This is a genomic window from Pantoea sp. F_5 (assembly GCF_008631595.1).
Taxonomy (GTDB): Bacteria; Pseudomonadota; Gammaproteobacteria; order Enterobacterales; family Enterobacteriaceae; genus Pantoea; species Pantoea gossypiicola.
The window spans coordinates 84,554-103,376 of sequence record NZ_VWUO01000007.1 but is presented as its reverse complement, the minus strand read 5'-3'; the positions used below and the strand labels follow the sequence as shown (position 1 = coordinate 103,376).

Genomic DNA, 18,823 nt, shown 5'->3' with positions numbered 1-18,823 from the left:
TGAGCGGGCTTTTTGCTTTTCAGTACTCCCAATTTTCTCGTTCTTTCTGATTAGCATCCGGATCCGCCTGCTGTTACCTGCATATGCCTGGTGAATCCGGCGGTGATAAATGCAAAAACCAGCCGGGCAATCCCTGCTCAGGCTGGCTCGTACTCCCGGCGAATTATTACTCAGGAATAGTCAGTACCTGACCCGGCGCAATATTATCCGGGTTGCTGAGGATATTTTTATTTGCCTCAAAGATTTTCATATATTTTGATGCATCATTATAAAACTGCTTAGCGATTGCGCTGAGCGTGTCCCCGGATTTCACCGTATAAGTGCGGACACCTGCTGCTGAAACATCGCCCTTATTCTCAACATTTTTATCAACGCTATGTAACAACTCATCGCCAATATTTTTAATATTATCCAGAATGCTCACAATTACTCCCCTATCGTTTCCGATACGTTTAGTTTAATTAAAAAAACAGGATTGCCAGACAAATACTGCGCGGCGTACGATACACCTGCTTTTATTTCGTGAATTAAACCACTGCTAAACACGCAGTAATTTATATAAAAAGAAGGATGGTAATGATGGGTATATTGTCATGGGTTGTATTTGGTCTGATCGCCGGTATTATCGCCAGATGTATTATGCCAGGTAAAGAACATATGGGCATTTTCATGACCATGATCCTGGGTATTATCGGCGCGCTGATTGGCGGTGTTGCCAGTACGGCTCTGGGCTTTGGCAAGGTCAGTGGTTTCAATATTTACAGCATTGCGATTGCAACCCTGGGTTCAATTATTGTGCTGTTTGTTATTCATAAAATCAGAGCTTGTAAACAGTCTTAAGCGATTACTATTCAGGGGAAATAAAATGAGTTTACTCGAAACGGTGCTGGCGATGTGCGGCCTGAATACGCAGACCAGTCAGGAAGTGAAAGGTGTGCTGGAGTGGGTGGAACAGCAAGGCGGTTTACACACCATCGTAAGCCATCTTCAGAGCGGTGAGTACAGTGAGGTGGTTAATTCCTGGCTCGGCGATCAGCAGAACGTTGCCCTGAGCAGCGATCTGGTGCAGAAGATGATTAACTCTGAAGCGATTGAGCAACTGGCTACGCGGATGGGTATCAACACCAGCGATGCACTGAATTTGCTGGTCAAATATCTGCCACAGCTGGTGGATAAAGCGTCATCTGCAGGTGTGATTGATAAAAAAGCCGATCTCACCGGGCTGGTCAGTCAGTTAATGCACTGAGCGTGATGCAATTGGAAGATAAAAGCCTGCTGCGAAAGTATGAGGCTTTTATCTTTTAGATTCAGGGGAATTAAGCAAAGTTGTTCAGCACATAGTCTGAATATTGAGAAGAGGTTATTTTAGCCAGTAATCAAATTTATCTTCCAGAGAAAAGCTTATATCCTGCTGCCTTACCCTTTCGAAAACCTTGATGATTTTATCAAATCGCTCTCCAGGCTTTTTTTGATAAACCTGAGTGACACCAGGTAATTCTTGTTGGCCTTTCAATATCTGTATTCAGGCAATCCCAGAGAGCATCCAGATTCCTGCCGTAACAGGGGTCCAAATCCATCATCTCAGCCAGAATACGATGAAGATCAGATTCTGTATGTATATCACGACCCTCTAAGATCATATTTTATCTCATTCGATTTACCTACAGGCAGAGGTAAGACTTCAGAAAGTGCGAGCAGAGTAAATACAGGCTAAGGCCAGCGCCATTCGACAGCGCAATGCTGCCGCCGCTGTGACTGACTTTATAATCAGCAGAGTTACCGATGTCGCTGAAGCCCAGCGTGCCGGTATCCAGACGGTTGTCTGCGGCATCACCCTGGCTGGCAATCACCGCACCGTTAAGCTGCGTGTGATTGCCGACGGTGATATCGAAGCCCCCTTTACCGGCATAGATACCGCTTTGCTCCTGCACACTGTCGTAGTTGCTGTGCATTTTGTCCTGATTGATGCTGGCATACCCGGAAGCCGTCATCGAACCAATGGTAAAGCTGCCACCCGCGCCGTAGCTGGTCTGTTTTGAATCGTAACGATCGCTGTCCTGCTGGCTGGTCAGGGTTAAATCGCGGCCTGCGTTTGCGATGACCTGGTCAGCGCTGACCTGTGCGCCCTCCAGTGTGGTGTCCCGCCCGCTGGTGAGGTTAAGTTTGCCGCCACTGTCCAGCGTGGTCTCAGTCCACCGCGTGCCGTTGCCGCTCTCTTTGCCTTTAGCATCATTTATGCTGGCAAAAATACTGATGCCTGCACTGCCCTGTCCGGCACCAATACTGACGCCCACACCGCCGCCGCTGCTGCTGTTCTTACCGCTGCTCTCCTGAGTATTCACTGCGCCGGTCAGTAAAATATCTTTAGCCGCATTCAGACTGCTGTCGCCTGCTGCTTTCAGCTGACTTCCGGCAATCTGAATATCACCACTGTGCACACTGTTATTTTTTCCTGTGGCAGTGATCGCGAGATTATTGCCGGCATTGATCGTCGATCCCGAGACGCTGTCCGTGCTCTGATGCTGCTGCGATTTGGATTTCTGCGTATTCAGTGAAAGACTGACGCCAATTCCATTGCTGGGATCAGCACTCACTTCCGCCAGCTGGCTGGCCTGGACCGCCTGAACGCCAGAGAGCGCAGCCTTTGTTGCCTGCAGAGCTGCCAGACGCCCATCACTCTCTTTTTTCGAGGATTGTGCGGCGGCAACGGCATTGTTGATGGCATCACCTACGGCACCGGATAACGCAAGTGTCAGCCCGCTCTTCTTCTGCTCAAACAGTTCATCATGAGTCCGTTTATCATGGCCCGGATCGATGATCACGCTGTCGCCGGTAATGGCAAGATCGCGCCCCGCCACCAGATCTGAGCCGCTGACGTGAGCCTGTCCACCTGCAACAATACTGACATTACCGCCCGTGCTGCCCACAATGCTGGCGCTCTGGCTCTGTGTGGTGCCCTTGTCACGTAAGTCATGGACCGACTTACTGCTGCCCACCGTGATGCCGATGCCGCCGGTTCCCATCAGGCCGCTTTTCTTCGTTTCCGAAAAACGCCAGGTTGAGTCTGTATTGGTCGCAGCAAAGATATCCACGTTGTTACCGGCTTTGAGCGCTACGGTGCTATCTCCTGCGACCTGTGAACCCTGGACAAGTAAATTGTTGCCCGCATTAAGTGTGACATTATCGCCGCTCAGCAGAGTGCCATTTTCACGGGTGTCACTGTCTTCGCTGATGGTATGGGCAGTCTTTTTACTCAAAAATCCTTTTTTGGTTTTGGTCTCTTCTTTGTAGGCATAATCGCTATCAGTTGCGGTAATCAGGTTGATGTCACGTCCGGCACCCACTGCGATATCACCGCTGGCTGTAACCTGAGCCGCTTCACTGTTAACATCCCTACCCGCTTTAACCGCAGTACTCCCACCGCTGGCAATTTCAGTGCCCTGCTGGCGTACCGACTCATTAATCTCAACCTTCTTACCGGATTTGTAGCTATTACCAGAACCCGTTTCAGCCGCCAGCAGATTGACGTCACGCCCTGCCTGTAAAGTGACGTCTTTGTCTGCGGCCATGCCTGCCGCCTGGCTGTTAAGGTCGCGTCCGGCCTGGAGTGCTAAATCGCCGCCACTGGTCAGCGTCGTGCGATCCAGACCGGTTGAATGGGTTTCACGTTTACCCTTCACATCATTCTGGCTGGTCGTCGCGCTGTTGAGATTAAGATCGTTACCGGCTGCCAGCGCCGCGTTTTTACCGGCGTTGATGCTGCTGGCGGTAACGGTCAGATCGTGGCCCGCCTGCATCGCCAGATTGCCGCCTGCGGCAATCTGGCTGCCGGCGGTATTGACGGTCTTAGTGCTGGTCGCATCAACTTTTTGCCAGCGATTTCCGGAACCGAATTGCGCGCTGCCAGTGACGTTCTGATTGCCGGTGATGGCAATATCATTCCATGCGTTCAGCAGCAGATCGCTACCCGCTTTGAGGTTCGCGCCTGTGACAGCAATATTATTGCCCGCCTTGAGGCTCAGTGAATCTAGCGAAGTGATGCTCGCCGTTGGCCCGCTTAGGGTTTCGGTATAGGATTTTTGTACGCCTTTGCCGTTGCCTGCATCCAGATGCCAGAGCTGCGATGTGGTCAGGTTGTTGATATCACCGTTAAGACTCTCAAGCTCAACCTTTTTACCGCTGATAGTCGCACTGACGTTGTTAATATCGTTCAATGCGCTAAGTTGCAGGTCACCACCCGCATGGAGCAGACCGGCGTTGAGGTTACTGAGCGTATTCTGGCTGTCGATGGTCAGATCGTTTTTGGCCATCACGCTACTGCCAGTATTGGTGACGTTCCCGCCTTTCAGCGTCACGTTGTTCCCGGCAATCACGCTGCCATCGCGCACTTCCACATCTTTTGTCGACAGATAGAGCTTCGGCACCATCACCGTTTCACCGTTGATCGTGGTGGCTTCCCACCAGATCATGCTCTTGTCTAACGAGGCGAGTTGCTCAGCAGAGAGTGAGACACCAAACTCCAGTCCCAGCGACTGCTGCGCCGCCGCTGCGTTGTCCATCAGATAGCGCATCTGGGCAAGATCGGATCCCAGGCCATTGATAAAGGCGATGAGGTTGCTGGTTTTCGAGGTTAGGGTTGATGGCTGAAATGACGCCCACATCTTTTTCTTATGCGGGCGTTTCAGACTGCTTAATGATGAAGATAACTCATAAGCCAGAAGAGGCCGCAATATCCTATTGCTGAGTATTTTCCGGAACCAGCACAAGACAGCCCTGCTCAATTTTCACCGTAATAAGGGCTCCGGTTTCAAATCCAGCTTCACGAAGCCATTTCCCGCTCAGATGTATTGCAGGTGTGGTGCAATCGCCGCGTTTGGGCTGATAGCCGATGGTATACCGACGTTGTGTTTTAGTTGGCGCGCTTTCAGATGGCAAATGGTGTTGTTCGAGGTTCGTGCTCATGGGGAAGCCTCCAGTATGCATTTTAAACCGCCACCTGAGGTTCCAATCTCATGGGTGGCAGACTGAACGAGGTTGGAACTACCGGGCACACTGAACCGGCGCACCCTAAGGTGCCCTCGCCCAGCCCACCATTGAGGTGTAGCCAGACGCACGACAATAAAATGTTGCCGCGAGTGTGCATTAACCGGAGTTCCAATTCCGTCGCCTGATTTGGCAGGCGCAGAAAAAGAATACGGCGATTAATGCGGGACGACAAGAAGCAGTGCTGGAACACAACTCGCAGATATTAAACGAAGTTATCTGCCAGAGAAACCAGCTCATCTCTTTATCCCTGCGCTTTCTGAGCAACGAAATGACCGTTCGCTTCACCCTGAACGCAAAAAGGCCCGCAAAGTAGCGGGCCTTTAACCAGTCAAAGTACAACAACCGTTATCTTTCATGGTAACGATGCACTGCCGGGTAATATTCCAGTCCATACAGCTGGCTCAGTGGCAGCAGCAGTTCGACGTTAATATCATGTACACGTTCACTGGTCACAGGGCCACTCAGCAGCTGTTCAAACCAGGCTATCAGTTTCTGTTTCATGTCAGGTTCTCCGCATCAGTTGATGCCCTGAGTAAACCCGCTTACGCGCTCGATCAGAACCAAAAATTTCTGCGCAGCTTATGCCGAAAATGGCATAACGCGCCTTGCCTGGTCAATCATCAGCCGCCGCCAGAGACCGGCTGCTCAAAAATCTACTGCGTTATCAGGGTCACCCAGTTCGCCCCTTTGCCAGCTGGGGCCTCCCCCACCCGCTTAAGTTCACCGCTGGCGGGATCGATGGCGTAGCTGCCAATCACGGCGCTCTTCTCTCCGCTGACGATCAGCCATTTGCTCTGCGCATCAATCGCGATACTGCGCGGCTGTTTTTCCACCGGCCAGCTGCCGATGAATGTTAACTCACCCGTGTGCTTATCTACCCGATAACCGCTGACGGTGCTGGAGGTGCGTTCAGTCACATAGATAAATTGCCCATCAGGCGTGATTTTAATGTCTGCCGCCCAGATGCGCGGCGTCGGATCGCTGTAGCCCGCCGGACGCTGCTCGCCATGCTGCAGGTTATATTTCTTCGCCACCGCGTTGGGCCAGGTTTTCAATGGCGTCAGCGTACCATCGGCTGCGCGCCGGAACTGCGTAATAGTGCCGCTCATCTCCGCGAGGTTATAGAGAAAGCGATTATCCGGCGAAATTACAGAATGCCGTGCGCCGCTGTTCTTCTCACCCTGTACAAACCCCGTACCCAGCGGAGTAATGGCCCCGTCACTGGCGAAGGTATATTGCAGTACCCTATCCGCGCCAAGGTTACCAACGTAGAGCGAATGGTTGCTGACGTCGGTGATCACCGAATGAGCATGCGGCCCGGTTTTCACTTCGCCCGTAACCTGGGTCGTCACAATGCCTTTATCATCAATCCGGTTACTGGTGACGATATCGCTGTCATAGGAGGCGGCCAGCAGGTAGCGCCCGCTCTTATCGGTGGTGATCCACGGAAAGCTGGCTTTGATCGGCGTCACCGCCAGTTTCTGCAGATCACCGTGTGGACGGGTGACGCGCCAGCTGATGATTGCGTAAGGCGGCGATCGCAGCGCGCCATAGAGATGTTTACCATCCGGGCTGGCCGCCAGCGGCATAATCTTTTTCCCGGCGGGCGTATCGCCCCGCCATTGCAGGCTGCCATTGGCTTCACTGAGCTGATAGCGGGAAACGGTGCCGGATTCGGCATTCGACACATAGACGAAGGTTGTCGCCCACAGCGGAGCGCTACACAGCAGCGGCAGGAGTGCCAGCGCTGTTTTAACAGGGATCATAGGGTCACCTTGATAAGCAGGTTCTGCGCCAGTGCGCAGCTGGAAATACGCTACCCCTCTCAGACGAGACTGGCTTTGTGCAACTGACTGAAATTATACCTGAAAGCCTGGAGATGTGACGGAGATGTTATTTTTAAAGGCAGGGTCTGAGAGGTGATGCCTTCCCCCCGGTGAGAGGAGAAGGCATAGGCATGCTGCTAACCGGTTTTCGCGATCATTTTATGGTAGCGGTTAAGCCATTTGCCGCTGTTAAGTCGCCACCAGAAGAAGATGCCACGCACCGTCCAGTCGAGGAACATCCCCAGCCAGACGCCGGTGACGCCCATGCCAAGTTGAATGCCCAGCAGATAACCGACCACGACGCGCGCGCACCACATACTGAACATCGACACATACATAGTGTACCGCGCATCACGTGCGCCTTTAAGACCCGCCGGCAGCACCCATGACGCGGCCCATAGCGGCATAAACAGCGCATTCAGCCAGAGCAGATGTTTCGTTACGTTGATCACTTCCGGGTCGCTGGTGTAGAACCGCGCCAGCAACCCGGCCAGCGGCACCGTCAGCAGCGCTATCGCGCTCAGACACGCCGTCGCCAGCCAGAAAACATGCCGCACCTGACGCTCCGCCTGGAAGACCTGATTTTTGCCCAGACGGGTACCGGTAATGATAGTTGAGGCTGAACCCAGCGCGTTGCCCGGCAGGTTGATCAGCGACGCGACCGAGAACGCGATAAAGTTACCCGCAATCTCACTGGTGCCCATGCCTGCCACAAACACCTGCGTCAGCAATTTACCGCCGTTGAACAGGACCGACTCGATACTGGCAGGCACACCTATACCTAATACTTCCATCAGAATGCTGCTGTTCCAGCGCCGGAAATAGCTCGACAGCGTGATTTTCAGCGAGGCATTAAAGCCGATCATCAGCACGTAAATCACCGCGATCGCCCCGATATAACGGGTGATGGTCAGACCCAGCCCGGCACCGATAAACCCTAAACCGTCCCACGAGAAGCAGCCATAGATCAGCACGCTACTGATGATGATGTTGAGGATGTTCATGCCGCCGTTAATCAGCATCGGGATTTTGGTGTTACCCGCGCCACGCAGCGCCCCGCTGCCGATCAGCGTAATAGCGGCTGCCGGATAGCTCCAGGCAGAGGTCTGCAGATAACTCAGCGCCAGCGCTTTAACTTTGGGTTCGGCAGCACCGGCGATGGCATCAATGATGAGATGGCCCCAGAACTCAATGGCGATCACCAGCACAAAGGCGAGTATCGTCATCATGGCCAGCGACTGACGCGTGGCGGCGCGGGCACGCTTGCCGTTGCGTTTTGCCAGACTGAACGCCACCACCACCGTGGTGCCGAGATCGATAGCCGCAAAGAACGAGATGATCACCATATTGAAGCTGTCGGCCAGGCCAACGCCCGCCATTGCCTCTTTGCCCAGCCAGCTGACCAGGAAGGTGCTCAGTACGCCCATCAACAGCACACAGGCATTCTCGAAGAAGATAGGCACTGCTAATGGCGATATTTCACGCCAGTAGAGCGTGCGATAAGAGCGGCGTTTCGGGTACCACGCCGTGCGCTTAATCGCCTGCATCACTGCTACGCCGGGATTTTGCAAAGGATTACCAAATCAGAAGAGACTGACGAGATCTAATGATGATAGTGAGCAGAGAAATATGCAAAGTCTTTCCGGGACAAATTAATCATGGTTACAAACTTTTTAGTTCAGATTCGGCAGATTCTGCCTCGCCGGGCCGTCCGCTGTAGCAAACCTGATTATTTCCGGTAGGTTACGATCGCCTGTCATCACGGTGCCACCGGCTGCACTGCTGCTCTTTTATCAGTTGCAGCGCAACAGACACGGCGGCATCGCCTGTTGCGGTAATAAAGATTTTCTTAACGGATTTTCGTAATGTGCGTTCCGGCTCACTGCCGCACTGCTCAGATTACGCGCTTCGTTAGCGCAAAAAAAAGGCGATCACAGATTCTTCACCAATCTCTGCAACAAACCCGCTAAGCTTGGGGCAAATTGCGGAAAAAAATGGAAGGAGAAACCATGCCGACATTACGGAAAAACCTGACCAGCCAGCAGGCGCTGGATGAACTTGAACGCCTTTACGATGGTGCCGTTGATGCGCTGCGTGCGGCGATTAAACTGTTTACCGAAAACGGCACGCTCCCCAATGCCGCGGAACGGGAAAAGGGACTGTTTGTATACCCGGAGCTGCGCATCACCTGGCACGGTGAAGGTCCGCAGCAGAATCGCACGCGTGCCTGGGGCCGCTTTACCCATACCGGCAGTTACAGCACCACCGTTACCCGTCCGGCGTTACTGCGCCACTATATTTCAGAACAGCTTCAGATGCTGGAAAAAGAGTATCAACTGGAGATCGACGTGGTGCCGTCCAGCCAGGAGATCCCCTATCCTTACGTGATCGACGGTTCTGATCTGTCGCTGGATCGCACCATGAGCGCCGGTATTGCGCGCCACTTCCCGACCACCGAGCTGTCACAGATTGGCGATGAGACTACCGACGGTCTGTTCCACGCCGACGCCAAATTCCCCCTGTCGCACTTCGACGCGCTGCGCACCGACTTCTCGCTGGCCCGTCTGCGTCACTACACCGGCACCAGCGTAGAGCACTTCCAGCCTTTTGTGCTGTTCACCAACTATACCCGTTATGTCGACGAGTTCGTGCGCTGGGCAATTGAGCAGGTGCGCGATCCTAACACCCCTTACGACAGCCTGGCCTGTGCGGGTGACGTGGTGCTGACGGCCGATACCGCCAACAGCGAGTCGATGCTCTCAGATCTGGCGTGGAAGAAGCATCAGATGCCTGCCTGGCATCTCACCTCACCTAATCGTCGCGGCATCACACTGGTTAATATCGGTGTCGGCCCGTCGAATGCCAAAACCATCTGCGATCATCTGGCGGTGATGCGCCCGCACGCGTGGCTGATGATTGGTCACTGCGGCGGTCTGCGCGAGAGCCAACGGATCGGCGACTATGTGCTGGCCCACGCTTATCTGCGTGACGATCACGTACTCGATAGCGTGCTTCCGCCAGACATCCCGGTGCCAAGCATTGCCGAAGTGCAGCGCGCACTGTATGACGCCACCAAGTCGGTGAGCGGCATGCCAGGTGAAGAGGTGAAGCAGCGCCTGCGTACCGGCACCGTGGTGACCACCGACGATCGCAACTGGGAGTTGCGCTACTCCGCGTCGGCCCTGCGCTTTAACCTGAGCCGCGCGGTAGCGGTCGATATGGAGAGCGCCACCATTGCCGCGCAGGGCTATCGTTTCCGGGTGCCGTACGGCACGCTGCTGTGCGTTTCCGACAAACCGCTGCACGGCGAAATCAAGCTGCCGGGTCAGGCGAACCGCTTCTATGAGGGGGCGATTTCAGAGCATCTGCAGATTGGCATTCACGCGGTTGAGCTGCTGCGCGCTGAGGGTGATAAGCTGCATTCGCGTAAGCTGCGGACGTTTAATGAGCCGCCTTTCCGGTAGATGTATCGCCGCTGGCTCGGGGAGGGTTGTTCGCTGCGCGAACGGGCTGGCAGCAGAGCTGATGCTGGGAATTGTTCGCTGCGCGAACGGGCTGGCAGCAGAGTTGATGCCGGGGATTGTTCGCTGCGCGAACAGGCTATGAGAGGGGTTTCGTTCGCCTGATCAGTTGGGCAGTTTCAGACTCGCCTCTGCAGGCGACCGACAAGGGGCGCCAGTCGCCGCGCCCCTTGACCCCCGGCTCCGGCCTGCTTCACCGCCGCTTCGCGGTCCCTTCGCTTCTTCCGGATTTCTTACGGACCAGCGGGACGCGCCATCCCTGGCGCGAACCCGCCTCTTCGCGACATCCCTGTCGCTCGTCCTGAAATCCCTCATCCGCTCAGCGGTTCTGACGGCCTCCCCACCCCTCGCTGTTATCTCTTCTTTTTGTTTTGGGTACTTTATCGCTTTACGTTTCCGGGATTGGCTTTGGCTTTGGCTTTGGCTTTGGCTTTGGCTTTGGCTTTGGCTTTGGCTTTGGCTTTGGCTTTGGCTTTGGCTTTACAGGACAGCAGACAACACAACACCACAGTTAACACAAAGAAATCACAGGCGGGGGGTTGTCAGAGGCATCCGGAGCGCTGAGGAACAACCGGAGGCAAGGATGAGCCGACAGGACGTCGGCGAAAGGACGGTTCGCGCCAGGGATGGCGCGTCCGGACGGTCCGCTGGCCGCAGGGCGTGACGAAGGCACCCCGCGAAGCGGGGCGCGCAGGCTGCCGGACGCCGGGATTGTTAAGGGGCGGGCGTCCGCCCCTTGACGCGTCCGCCTGCACAGGCAACCTGAAACTCCCCATCGCCTGGCGGGCGTAACCTGCTCAGAGCATGCCCGCTGCTAAGCATGCCCACCTCTCCAGACGAACAGAAACTCTCTCAGCGCCCTTTCGCGCAGCGAACTAAAGGCCTGGCGGGCCGCTACCCGCAGGGATTGTTAAGGGCCGGGCGTCCGCCCCTTGACGCGTCCGCCTGCACCGGCAACCTGAAACTCCCCCTCGCCTGGCGGGCGTAACCTGCTCAGAGCCAGCCCGCTGCTAAGCATGCCCACCTCTCCAGACGAACAGAAACTCTCTCAGCGCCCTTTCGCGCAGCGAACTAAAGGCCTGGCGGGCCGCTACCCGCAGGGATTGTTAAGGGGCGGGCGTCCGCCCCTTGACGCGTCCGCCTGCACAGGCAACCTGAAACTCCCCCTCGCCTGGCGGGCGTAACCTTCTCAATGTTAGCCCGCTGCAAAGCGATCCCTTCTCAGCCTCTGCCCGCTGCTAAACGTTCCTTAACCGCAACGCGGTAAATTAAGCACTCAACCACCCAAGCTTAATCACAAACAGAATCGACAGAATTACCAGCGCCGCATTCACCTCTTTGGCGCGACCACTCAACAGCTTTACCAGCGTCCAGGTAATAAAACCAAACGCGATGCCGTTAGCGATGGAATAGGTCAGCGGCATGGTCAGCGCGGTCACGGTAACCGGCGCGGCCGTGGTGATATCTTTCCAGTCAATATCTGCCAGGCCCGATGCCATTAATACCGCTACAAACAGCAGTGCAGGTGCAGTAGCGTAAACCGGCACGCTGGAGGCCAGCGGCGAGAAGAACAGCGCCAGCAGGAACAGCACACCCACCACAATCGCGGTCAGTCCGGTACGGCCACCGGCACTCACGCCCGCCGCCGATTCCACATAACTGGTGGTGGTCGAGGTCCCCAGCAGTGAACCAAACAGCGCAGCGGCACTGTCGGCAATCAGCGCACGGCCCATCTTCGGCACGTTACCCTGCTCATCCGCCAGACCGGCACGTTTCGTCACGCCCAGCAGCGTGCCGGTGTTATCAAACACATCAACAAACAGGAAGGCAAAAATCACGCTGATCAGGCCGACGTTAAATGCCCCGGCGATGTCCAGTTGCAGGAACGTCGGTGCGATGGACGGCGGCGCAGAGAAGACGCCCGCGAACGGCGACAGACCGATGCCCATCGAGATAAAGGTCACCAGCAGAATGCCGATCAGCACCGCACCGGTCACGCGACGCGCTTCCAGCACCACGATCACCACAAAGCCGAGCATCGCCAGCAGCGGACCCGGCTTGGTCAGATCGCCAATGCCCACCAGCGTCGCCGGGTTATCGACCACGATGCCCGCCTCTTCCAGCGCAATAATCGCCAGGAACAGCCCGATACCTGCTCCAATCCCGGCGCGCAGCGGCAGTGGGATACTGGCAATAATCCACTCACGGATTTTAAACAGGGACATCGCGAAGAAAATCACCGCCGAGAGAAACACCGCGCCCAGCGCAACCTGCCACGTGTAGCCCATGTGCAGCACCACGGTGTAGGTGAAAAAGGCGTTCAGTCCCATGCCAGGTGCCAGCGCGATCGGGTAGTTGGCGATCAGCCCCATCAGCACACAGCCAATCGCCGCCGCCAGACAGGTGGCGACAAACACCGCGCCCTTGTCCATGCCGGTTGCGCCCAGAATGCTCGGGTTCACAAACAGAATATAAGCCATCGCCAGGAAGGTAGTGATCCCGGCGATAATCTCGGTACGAACCGTGGTGTTATGCGCTTTGAGTTTGAATAGTTTTTCTAACATCATCATCTCTCGATACAGGAGACAGCCGTCTCTCTTGCCAAAGGGGTTTGTATGCTGATTATTCTGTTTCCGGGATATGGATACCGGCCGCTGCATACCTGCGTGCCAGAACCACCTGAAATCCCTGCGTTACCCACTGCCCAAAGCAATTGCCATGCCATTTGCCGACGCAATCGATTACCTGGCAGCGCAGGACTCGCCTAAGAAGATTCCTAACCAAATCGAGGCGCGATTATGGTGCAATGCACCGATCCTGCGCAATCGTTTTCCTGCGGCAAATCAGTAACCCCTAAAAACTCTGCGCCAGCGCACGCTTCCATACTCTCACAGGCGAAGCTGGTCACGTTTCAGCACGCTGCCTCAGCAACCTTTTCAGGCCTGTGTAGACTCCAGAATTAACTCTTTCGTAACATTGAGGCCGCGCCATGAAGCCAGCGATTTTGGTGGTGGATGATGATCCTGCTGTCTGCGACGTCCTGCAGGATGCGTTAAGTGAACATCTGTTAACGGTCTACCGCTGTCATCAGGGACGCGAGGCACTATCAATGCTCAGCGAACACCCGGAGATTTCACTGGTGATGCTGGATATGATGCTGCCCGATACCAACGGGCTGCTGGTGTTACAGCAGCTCCAGCGTCAGCGACCCGAGGTGCTGGTGATTATGCTGACCGGTATGGGTTCCGAAGCGGAGATGGTGGTGGGTCTGGAGATGGGGGCAGATGATTACATCGCCAAACCCTTTAATCCCCGCGTGGTAGTGGCCCGCGCCCGTGCCGCTTTGCGCCGCAACGGGCGTATCGCACAGGCCGATCCTGAGCAGGCAGGCTGGCGTTTTGGCGGCTGGCAACTGGACGATGGCCGCTGCCAGCTGTTCAATCCGCAGCGCGAACTGGTGCCGCTGACCCAGGGAGAATATAGTCTGCTGCGCGCGCTGGTGCGCCACGCCCGCAAAGTACTGACCCGCGATCAGCTGCTGGAGCTTACCCACAGCGAAAGCCTCGATGTGTTTGACCGCACCATCGACGTGCTGATCATGCGACTGCGCCGTAAAATTGAAACCAACCCGCATCAGCCTGACCTGATCCGCACCATCCGCGGGCTGGGTTACGTCTTTTCCGCTGACGTGATGAAACCGGAAACCGCGCCGCGCGCCAGCCAGATCGCCTGAAGGCCCGGTTCAGCAGACCGGGTATTATGCATCATACGTTCCGCCATACGCTCGCGGCACAAGCTCCCCCTGTGCCTCTCCGCTTTCAACCATTGCCGGAATCTTGTCAGCCACGCGCTCCGGCGCATGCGCGAATGCGGCGCTCTGAAGCGCTGGCGGTGCGGCCTGGCAATGTCGCGGCCGATGTGGGCTATGAAAGTCTGACGCAGTTTACGCGGGAATATGCGCGCCTGTTCGGTGAGCCGCCCGCCCGCAGCATCAGAAAACTCAGGCTGACCGGCACTGAAACATTACAGCAGATCGGAGAGCGAGGTTAATGCGACCTGCCGCTGTGATGGCGGCGGGCCTGCACTAAGCTTCACAGAAAGCCGTTCGCATAGTCATTACACAGCAACCAGCGCGGCGCTTCATCCTCATTCAGCGGATTAAAACGGCCCAGCGGCGTCAGAAACACGTTGTCATTTTCATCATCGTTGGGCATCGATACCTCGCCCACCAGCACGTCGCCGAAGCCGTTTTCGCCCCAGAAACTGTGCCAGATGCCCGCCTCCAGCGTCACGCTTTCACCCGGCGAGAGCCGCAGTTGTGAACCGGCTGCATGGGTCTGGCGCAGGCCGTCCAGCGACACCACCACTGGCGAATCTGCCAGTCCGTCACCGTCGCGGTTATGCAGTTCGACAATCAGGTTGCCGCCGCCGCGATTAATGATGTCTTCCATCTTGCGCGGATGATAGTGCATCGGCGTCAGCTGCCCTTCGCGCACGTGCATTATCTTCTCGGCGTAGGGTTTATGCCAGGGCTGACCGCCCGGCGAGCCGTTGCGGAGAGTAAACAGCGTCAGGCCGGTCTGCATAAAATCTGCCGCGCCAAAACTGGTGAGGTCCCAGCCCAGCCGCAGCGCCAGAATCTCCTGTATCACGTCGCGATCCTGAGCACGCCACTGGCTGACGCTGTAATCGGCCCACGGCGGCAGATGCATATCCTGCTGCCGGAAAAACTCGCGGGTATGTTGCAGGTAATAGTTAACCTCTGAACGTTGCATGATGGCCTCCTGGGGGCAGCACCCGGAGGGTGCCGCATTAAAGCCTATTTCACCGTCCAGCCCTGATAACTGCCGATATTATCGCGGTCGATCAGTTTCACCGGGATCAGCACTGGCTTATCCGGAGCCGGTTTGCCCTGCAGGATGTCGTAGCCAATCTCCACCGCCTTCGCCGCCATCACCTGCGGGTCCTGCGCCGGGGTCGCGACAAACAGCGAGTTTTTACGCTTCAGCGCCTCTTCTCCGTCCGGCGATCCATCGACGCCCACGATAAAGAATTCGCTGCGCTGCGCCTGTTTCGCGGCTAAGTCCGCGCCAATCGCAGTGGGGTCGTTGATGGCAAACACGGCGTCAATCTTCGGGTTTGCGGAGAGCAGACCGGTCATCACTTCCAGTCCACCTTCCCGACTGCCTTTGGCGTTCTGGTTGTAGGAGAGCAGCTTGATCTCCGGATGGGTTTTCAGCTCGTTCATGCAGCCTTCAACACGGTTCTGTACGGCTGAAACCGGCGGCCCGTTGATGATAACCACGTTGCCTTTATTCTTCAGGCGGTCAGAAATATATTTACAGGCCATCGCACCCGCTTCGGTGTTATCGGAGGTAATGGTCGCATTCGCGCCATCGGCGGCCACGTCGACCGCCACTACCACGATACCGGCGTCACGCGCCCGCTTCACCGCTGGAGCGATGCCTTTGGAGTCGGCGGCATTGAGGATAATCATGTCGACTTTGGCCGCAATAAAGTTATCAATCTGGCCAACCTGCTGACCGAGATCGTAGCCGCTGGAGACCAGCGTCACGTTGACCTTATCGCCCGCCAGCTGACGCGCCTTCATCTCTGCGCCTTTGGTGATCTGCACGAAGAAGGGATTAGCGAGATCGCCGACCGTGACGCCAATAGATTTGAGTTCTTTTGCCTGAGCCAGACCAGTGCTGAGCAGCGTCGCCGCCAGCAGCCCGGTTACAATCGGATTAAAACGCATAGACCTTCTCCTGCTGTTTTTAGGTGCCAACCACTTAATGGCGTTTTTTGGGTGGCGGAGGCGACACGGCGCATCCGCCCTTCAGAACCTCAGCTCACATGATGACGGGTGCGGTATTTGTCGATCAGGACCGCGATGATGATGACTGCGCCCTTAATCACCAGTTGCCAGAAATAGGAGACGCCCATCAGCGTCATGCCGTTGTTTAGCGTGGCGATAATCAGCGCGCCAATCAGGGTACCGGTGATGGTGCCGATACCCCCGACAAAGCTGGTGCCGCCCAGGATCACCGCCGCAATGGCATCCAGCTCATAGCCGACGCCCAGGTTGCCGTTAGCACTGTAGAGCCGCGAGGCGCTCATCAAGCCGCCCAGCCCCGACAACAGGCCGCTCATGCCGTAGACAAACAGCAGCACCACGCCAACCTTGATGCCGGTAAGACGTGCCGCCTGGATATTGCCGCCGACCGCGTAAATATGGACGCCCAGCGTGGTGCGACGCAGGATGAACCAGCAGATGGCGATCACCGCAAAAGCAATCACAATCAGCCACGGCACCGGCCCGAGATAGCCGTTACCAATCCATTCAAAGTTAATATCGGAGTTAATCACCGTGGTGCCGTTTGCCAGCAGATAGGCCGCCCCACGCAGCGCGGTGTAGGTGCCTAGCGTGACAATAAAGGGCGGCAATCCGGCCCACGCAACCAGAATGCCGTTGAACAACCCCATCACCAGCCCTGCGCCCAGCGCCATCGGAATGGTCAGGGAGGCGAGCATCGGATCCAGCGACGCCACCAGCGCCACGACTGCGGTAGTACCCAGCATCGATCCCACCGACAGGTCGATGCCGCCGGTCAGAATGACAAAGGTCATGCCTGCCGCCAGCACGATATTGATCGACGCCTGACGGGTGATGTTGAGCAGGTTCGCTTCGGTAAAAAAGTTGGGCGTAACGAAGCCAAATACCGCCACGATCAGGATCAGAATCGGCAGGATACCCACCGTTTGCAGTAGGTCGCCCATCAGGGCGCGTTTCAGCGTCGGCGCATTAGTGCGGGCCAGTTGTGTCATGGTGATCTCCTCAGATTTCGCCTGCTGACGTGCTGTGCGCACCGGTTGCCAGCGTCATAATGTTTTCCTGACTGATGTGGCTGCCCTCCAGCTCACCGACGATGGTGCCTTCGTGCATCACGTAAACGCGGTCGCTCATCCCGACCACTTCCGGCAGTTCACTGGAGATCATTAAAATCGCCACGCCCTGCCGCGCCATCTCCTGCATCATGCGGTAGATCTCACTTTTCGCGCCGACATCGACACCGCGCGTCGGCTCATCAAGGATCAGGATGCGCGGGCCAATCGCCACCCAGCGCGAGATCAGCAGCTTCTGCTGGTTGCCGCCCGACAGGCCGCCCGCCCGGACCTGAGCGTGCGGTACACGAATATTAAGGGAGGCGATTGCCTCCGTCGCGATGGTCTGGCCTTTGCGGCGGTTGAGCAGCCCCATGCTGGCGTCGCGCTCCAGCGTCGCCATGACGATGTTCTCCTGTGCCGCCATCTCCAGAAATAACCCCTGCTCTTTACGGTTCTCGGTGAGGAAGCCGATACCGCGCGCAATCGCATCGCGCGGCGAATGAATAGTGACCTTCTCGCCGTCAATCCAGATCTCACCCTGTTTCGGCTTATGCACGCCGAAGATCAGCTGTGCCAGTTCACTGCGGCCTGCGCCCACCAGACCGGCCAGGCCGACTATTTCCCCGGCCCGCACCGCCAGACTGCTGGGATGCACTTTGCCGCCGTCAGCGAGGTGATTCACCGCCAGCCGGATATCGCCCAGCGGGATCGCCCGGTCTTTGTTAAACAGGTCACTGAGTGGCCGTCCGACCATCATCCGCACCAGTTCGCTGGCGTTGAGCTGGTCACGCGTCAGGCTGCCCACATACGCCCCGTCACGCAGCACGCTGACGCGGTCGGACAGCTCATAGACCTCTGCCATGCGGTGACTGATGTAAATAATCGCCATGCCTTCGCTGCGCAGCCGTTTAATCAGCGCAAAAAGCTGTTCGGTTTCACGGTTAGAGAGCGCGGCGGTCGGCTCATCCATCACCAGAATGCGGCTGTTGCGCTGCAGCGCGCGGGCGATCTCCACCTGCTGCTGCTCGGCGATGCTCAGACGACTGACGAGATCCCAGGCACTGAACTGCGCGCCGAGCCGGTCAATCACCCGCTGCGCCTCTTCGGCCATCTGCCGCCGCTTCACCAGCCCGCCGGGCGCGATTTCGCTGCCGAGAAAAATGTTCTCCGCCACCGTCAGGTTGGGTGCCAGGTTGATCTCCTGATAAATCAGGGTAATCCCGGCGGCCAGCGCCTCTTTCGGACCCTTAATCGTACAGGGCCTGCCTTCAATGAGAATCTCCCCGCTGCTGGCGGTATAGGCACCGGCCAGAATCTTCATCAGTGTGCTTTTACCCGCGCCGTTCTCTCCCATCAGCGCATGAACCTCACCGGGCCAGACCGTCAGGTCAACGCCCTTCAGGGCATAAAAATTGCCGAAGCGTCGGGTAATGCCCCGCATTTCCAGTATTGGTGTGGCTGTCATCGCCCTGCTCCTGCGGACTGTGGATAGCCGCCAGTTAAGCAATGCCAGATAAACGGAAAATGTCAGCGGCCATTCAT

The 18,823-nt window shown here is 56.5% G+C and carries 18 protein-coding genes and 1 pseudogene; 6 read left to right on the top strand and 13 right to left on the bottom strand.

Features of this window, described 5'->3' with window-relative positions:
- Positions 1-166: 166 nt before the first annotated feature.
- Entirely contained in the window at positions 167-424 is a 258-nt protein-coding gene (locus tag F3I44_RS24260; RefSeq protein ID WP_150014822.1) for a LysM peptidoglycan-binding domain-containing protein, read from the bottom strand.
- A gap of 155 nt (positions 425-579) precedes the next feature.
- Between F3I44_RS24260 and F3I44_RS11180 the strand changes: the two genes are divergently transcribed.
- Both F3I44_RS11180 and F3I44_RS11175 read left to right on the top strand, forming a co-directional pair.
- Positions 580-840 carry a GlsB/YeaQ/YmgE family stress response membrane protein gene (locus F3I44_RS11180; protein WP_150014923.1) on the top strand — a complete coding sequence of 87 codons (261 nt, stop codon included), beginning with the start codon at positions 580-582 and terminating at the stop codon, positions 838-840.
- Positions 841-865: 25 nt separating this feature from the next.
- Positions 866-1,246: a YidB family protein gene (locus F3I44_RS11175; protein ID WP_150014820.1), complete on the top strand. Its 381-nt coding sequence runs from the start codon at positions 866-868 to the stop codon at positions 1,244-1,246.
- A gap of 114 nt (positions 1,247-1,360) precedes the next feature.
- On the opposite strand, the gene F3I44_RS23915 is transcribed toward F3I44_RS11175, so the two are convergent.
- The 7 genes and pseudogenes from F3I44_RS23915 to F3I44_RS11150 all read right to left on the bottom strand — a co-directional run bounded on the left by F3I44_RS23915 (position 1,361) and on the right by F3I44_RS11150 (position 8,419).
- Positions 1,361-1,513 (bottom strand): hypothetical protein, encoded by a 153-nt coding sequence (locus F3I44_RS23915; RefSeq protein ID WP_223811673.1) that lies wholly within the window; start codon positions 1,511-1,513, stop codon positions 1,361-1,363.
- Positions 1,446-1,640, bottom strand: coding sequence for a barstar family protein (locus F3I44_RS24255; protein WP_223811667.1), 195 nt, complete (start codon positions 1,638-1,640; stop codon positions 1,446-1,448). Before F3I44_RS24255 ends, F3I44_RS23915 begins: the two co-directional genes overlap by 68 nt.
- 75 nt (positions 1,641-1,715) lie before the next feature.
- Positions 1,716-4,604, bottom strand: a pseudogene (locus tag F3I44_RS11165) (hemagglutinin repeat-containing protein); the annotation flags it as partial.
- A gap of 130 nt (positions 4,605-4,734) precedes the next feature.
- On the bottom strand, positions 4,735-4,962 hold the full coding sequence (locus tag F3I44_RS11160) for a SymE family type I addiction module toxin (RefSeq protein ID WP_150014816.1): 228 nt from the start codon (positions 4,960-4,962) through the stop codon (positions 4,735-4,737).
- 429 nt (positions 4,963-5,391) lie between these two features.
- A complete protein-coding gene (locus tag F3I44_RS23720) occupies positions 5,392-5,547 on the bottom strand; it encodes a hypothetical protein (RefSeq protein WP_190285947.1) in 156 nt (51 codons plus the stop codon).
- 152 nt (positions 5,548-5,699) lie between these two features.
- Positions 5,700-6,812: a beta-propeller fold lactonase family protein gene (locus tag F3I44_RS11155; RefSeq protein WP_150014814.1), complete on the bottom strand. Its 1,113-nt coding sequence runs from the start codon at positions 6,810-6,812 to the stop codon at positions 5,700-5,702.
- A gap of 197 nt (positions 6,813-7,009) precedes the next feature.
- On the bottom strand, positions 7,010-8,419 hold the full coding sequence (locus tag F3I44_RS11150) for an EmmdR/YeeO family multidrug/toxin efflux MATE transporter (RefSeq protein ID WP_150014812.1): 1,410 nt from the start codon (positions 8,417-8,419) through the stop codon (positions 7,010-7,012).
- Positions 8,420-8,881: 462 nt separating this feature from the next.
- Between F3I44_RS11150 and F3I44_RS11145 the strand changes: the two genes are divergently transcribed.
- A complete protein-coding gene (locus tag F3I44_RS11145; RefSeq protein ID WP_150014810.1) occupies positions 8,882-10,336 on the top strand; it encodes an AMP nucleosidase in 1,455 nt (484 codons plus the stop codon).
- Positions 10,337-10,764: 428 nt separating this feature from the next.
- Positions 10,765-10,908, top strand: coding sequence for a hypothetical protein (locus tag F3I44_RS23715; protein ID WP_190306302.1), 144 nt, complete (start codon positions 10,765-10,767; stop codon positions 10,906-10,908).
- 753 nt (positions 10,909-11,661) lie between these two features.
- On the opposite strand, the gene F3I44_RS11140 is transcribed toward F3I44_RS23715, so the two are convergent.
- A complete protein-coding gene (locus F3I44_RS11140; RefSeq protein ID WP_223811671.1) occupies positions 11,662-12,960 on the bottom strand; it encodes an NCS2 family permease in 1,299 nt (432 codons plus the stop codon).
- Between the two features lie 422 nt (positions 12,961-13,382).
- Between F3I44_RS11140 and F3I44_RS11135 the strand changes: the two genes are divergently transcribed.
- A complete protein-coding gene (locus tag F3I44_RS11135) occupies positions 13,383-14,126 on the top strand; it encodes a response regulator (RefSeq protein WP_150016068.1) in 744 nt (247 codons plus the stop codon).
- A gap of 134 nt (positions 14,127-14,260) precedes the next feature.
- Positions 14,261-14,443 (top strand): hypothetical protein, encoded by a 183-nt coding sequence (locus F3I44_RS11125; protein ID WP_190286025.1) that lies wholly within the window; start codon positions 14,261-14,263, stop codon positions 14,441-14,443.
- 41 nt (positions 14,444-14,484) lie between these two features.
- Here F3I44_RS11125 and F3I44_RS11120 read toward each other — a convergent pair whose 3' ends face one another.
- The 4 genes from F3I44_RS11120 to F3I44_RS11105 form a co-directional block, all read right to left on the bottom strand.
- On the bottom strand, positions 14,485-15,168 hold the full coding sequence (locus F3I44_RS11120) for a D-lyxose/D-mannose family sugar isomerase (RefSeq protein ID WP_150019420.1): 684 nt from the start codon (positions 15,166-15,168) through the stop codon (positions 14,485-14,487).
- A 44-nt stretch (positions 15,169-15,212) separates the two neighbouring features.
- Positions 15,213-16,151, bottom strand: coding sequence for an ABC transporter substrate-binding protein (locus tag F3I44_RS11115; protein WP_150019419.1), 939 nt, complete (start codon positions 16,149-16,151; stop codon positions 15,213-15,215).
- A gap of 89 nt (positions 16,152-16,240) precedes the next feature.
- The gene (locus tag F3I44_RS11110) at positions 16,241-17,221 is read right to left on the bottom strand and encodes a ribose ABC transporter permease (RefSeq protein WP_150019418.1); all 981 of its coding nucleotides are present in this window, start codon (positions 17,219-17,221) and stop codon (positions 16,241-16,243) included.
- Positions 17,222-17,231: 10 nt separating this feature from the next.
- Positions 17,232-18,746, bottom strand: coding sequence for a sugar ABC transporter ATP-binding protein (locus F3I44_RS11105; protein ID WP_150013845.1), 1,515 nt, complete (start codon positions 18,744-18,746; stop codon positions 17,232-17,234).
- Positions 18,747-18,823: the final 77 nt, after the last annotated feature.

What these genes read in the sequence shown, in the direction of transcription:
- F3I44_RS11155 (WP_150014814.1), bottom strand. Translation starts at nt 6,812, where the DNA reads ATGATCCCTGTTAAAACAGCGCTGGCACTCCTGCCGCTGCTGTGTAGC.
- F3I44_RS24255 (WP_223811667.1), bottom strand. Translation starts at nt 1,640, where the DNA reads ATGATCTTAGAGGGTCGTGATATACATACAGAATCTGATCTTCATCGT.
- F3I44_RS11145 (WP_150014810.1), top strand. Translation starts at nt 8,882, where the DNA reads ATGCCGACATTACGGAAAAACCTGACCAGCCAGCAGGCGCTGGATGAA.
- F3I44_RS11120 (WP_150019420.1), bottom strand. Translation starts at nt 15,168, where the DNA reads ATGCAACGTTCAGAGGTTAACTATTACCTGCAACATACCCGCGAGTTT.
- F3I44_RS11125 (WP_190286025.1), top strand. Translation starts at nt 14,261, where the DNA reads ATGCGGCGCTCTGAAGCGCTGGCGGTGCGGCCTGGCAATGTCGCGGCC.
- F3I44_RS11110 (WP_150019418.1), bottom strand. Translation starts at nt 17,221, where the DNA reads ATGACACAACTGGCCCGCACTAATGCGCCGACGCTGAAACGCGCCCTG.
- F3I44_RS11180 (WP_150014923.1), top strand. Translation starts at nt 580, where the DNA reads ATGGGTATATTGTCATGGGTTGTATTTGGTCTGATCGCCGGTATTATC.
- F3I44_RS11105 (WP_150013845.1), bottom strand. Translation starts at nt 18,746, where the DNA reads ATGACAGCCACACCAATACTGGAAATGCGGGGCATTACCCGACGCTTC.
- F3I44_RS11150 (WP_150014812.1), bottom strand. Translation starts at nt 8,419, where the DNA reads ATGCAGGCGATTAAGCGCACGGCGTGGTACCCGAAACGCCGCTCTTAT.
- F3I44_RS11140 (WP_223811671.1), bottom strand. Translation starts at nt 12,960, where the DNA reads ATGATGTTAGAAAAACTATTCAAACTCAAAGCGCATAACACCACGGTT.
- F3I44_RS11160 (WP_150014816.1), bottom strand. Translation starts at nt 4,962, where the DNA reads ATGAGCACGAACCTCGAACAACACCATTTGCCATCTGAAAGCGCGCCA.
- F3I44_RS11115 (WP_150019419.1), bottom strand. Translation starts at nt 16,151, where the DNA reads ATGCGTTTTAATCCGATTGTAACCGGGCTGCTGGCGGCGACGCTGCTC.
- F3I44_RS23720 (WP_190285947.1), bottom strand. Translation starts at nt 5,547, where the DNA reads ATGAAACAGAAACTGATAGCCTGGTTTGAACAGCTGCTGAGTGGCCCT.
- F3I44_RS11175 (WP_150014820.1), top strand. Translation starts at nt 866, where the DNA reads ATGAGTTTACTCGAAACGGTGCTGGCGATGTGCGGCCTGAATACGCAG.
- F3I44_RS11135 (WP_150016068.1), top strand. Translation starts at nt 13,383, where the DNA reads ATGAAGCCAGCGATTTTGGTGGTGGATGATGATCCTGCTGTCTGCGAC.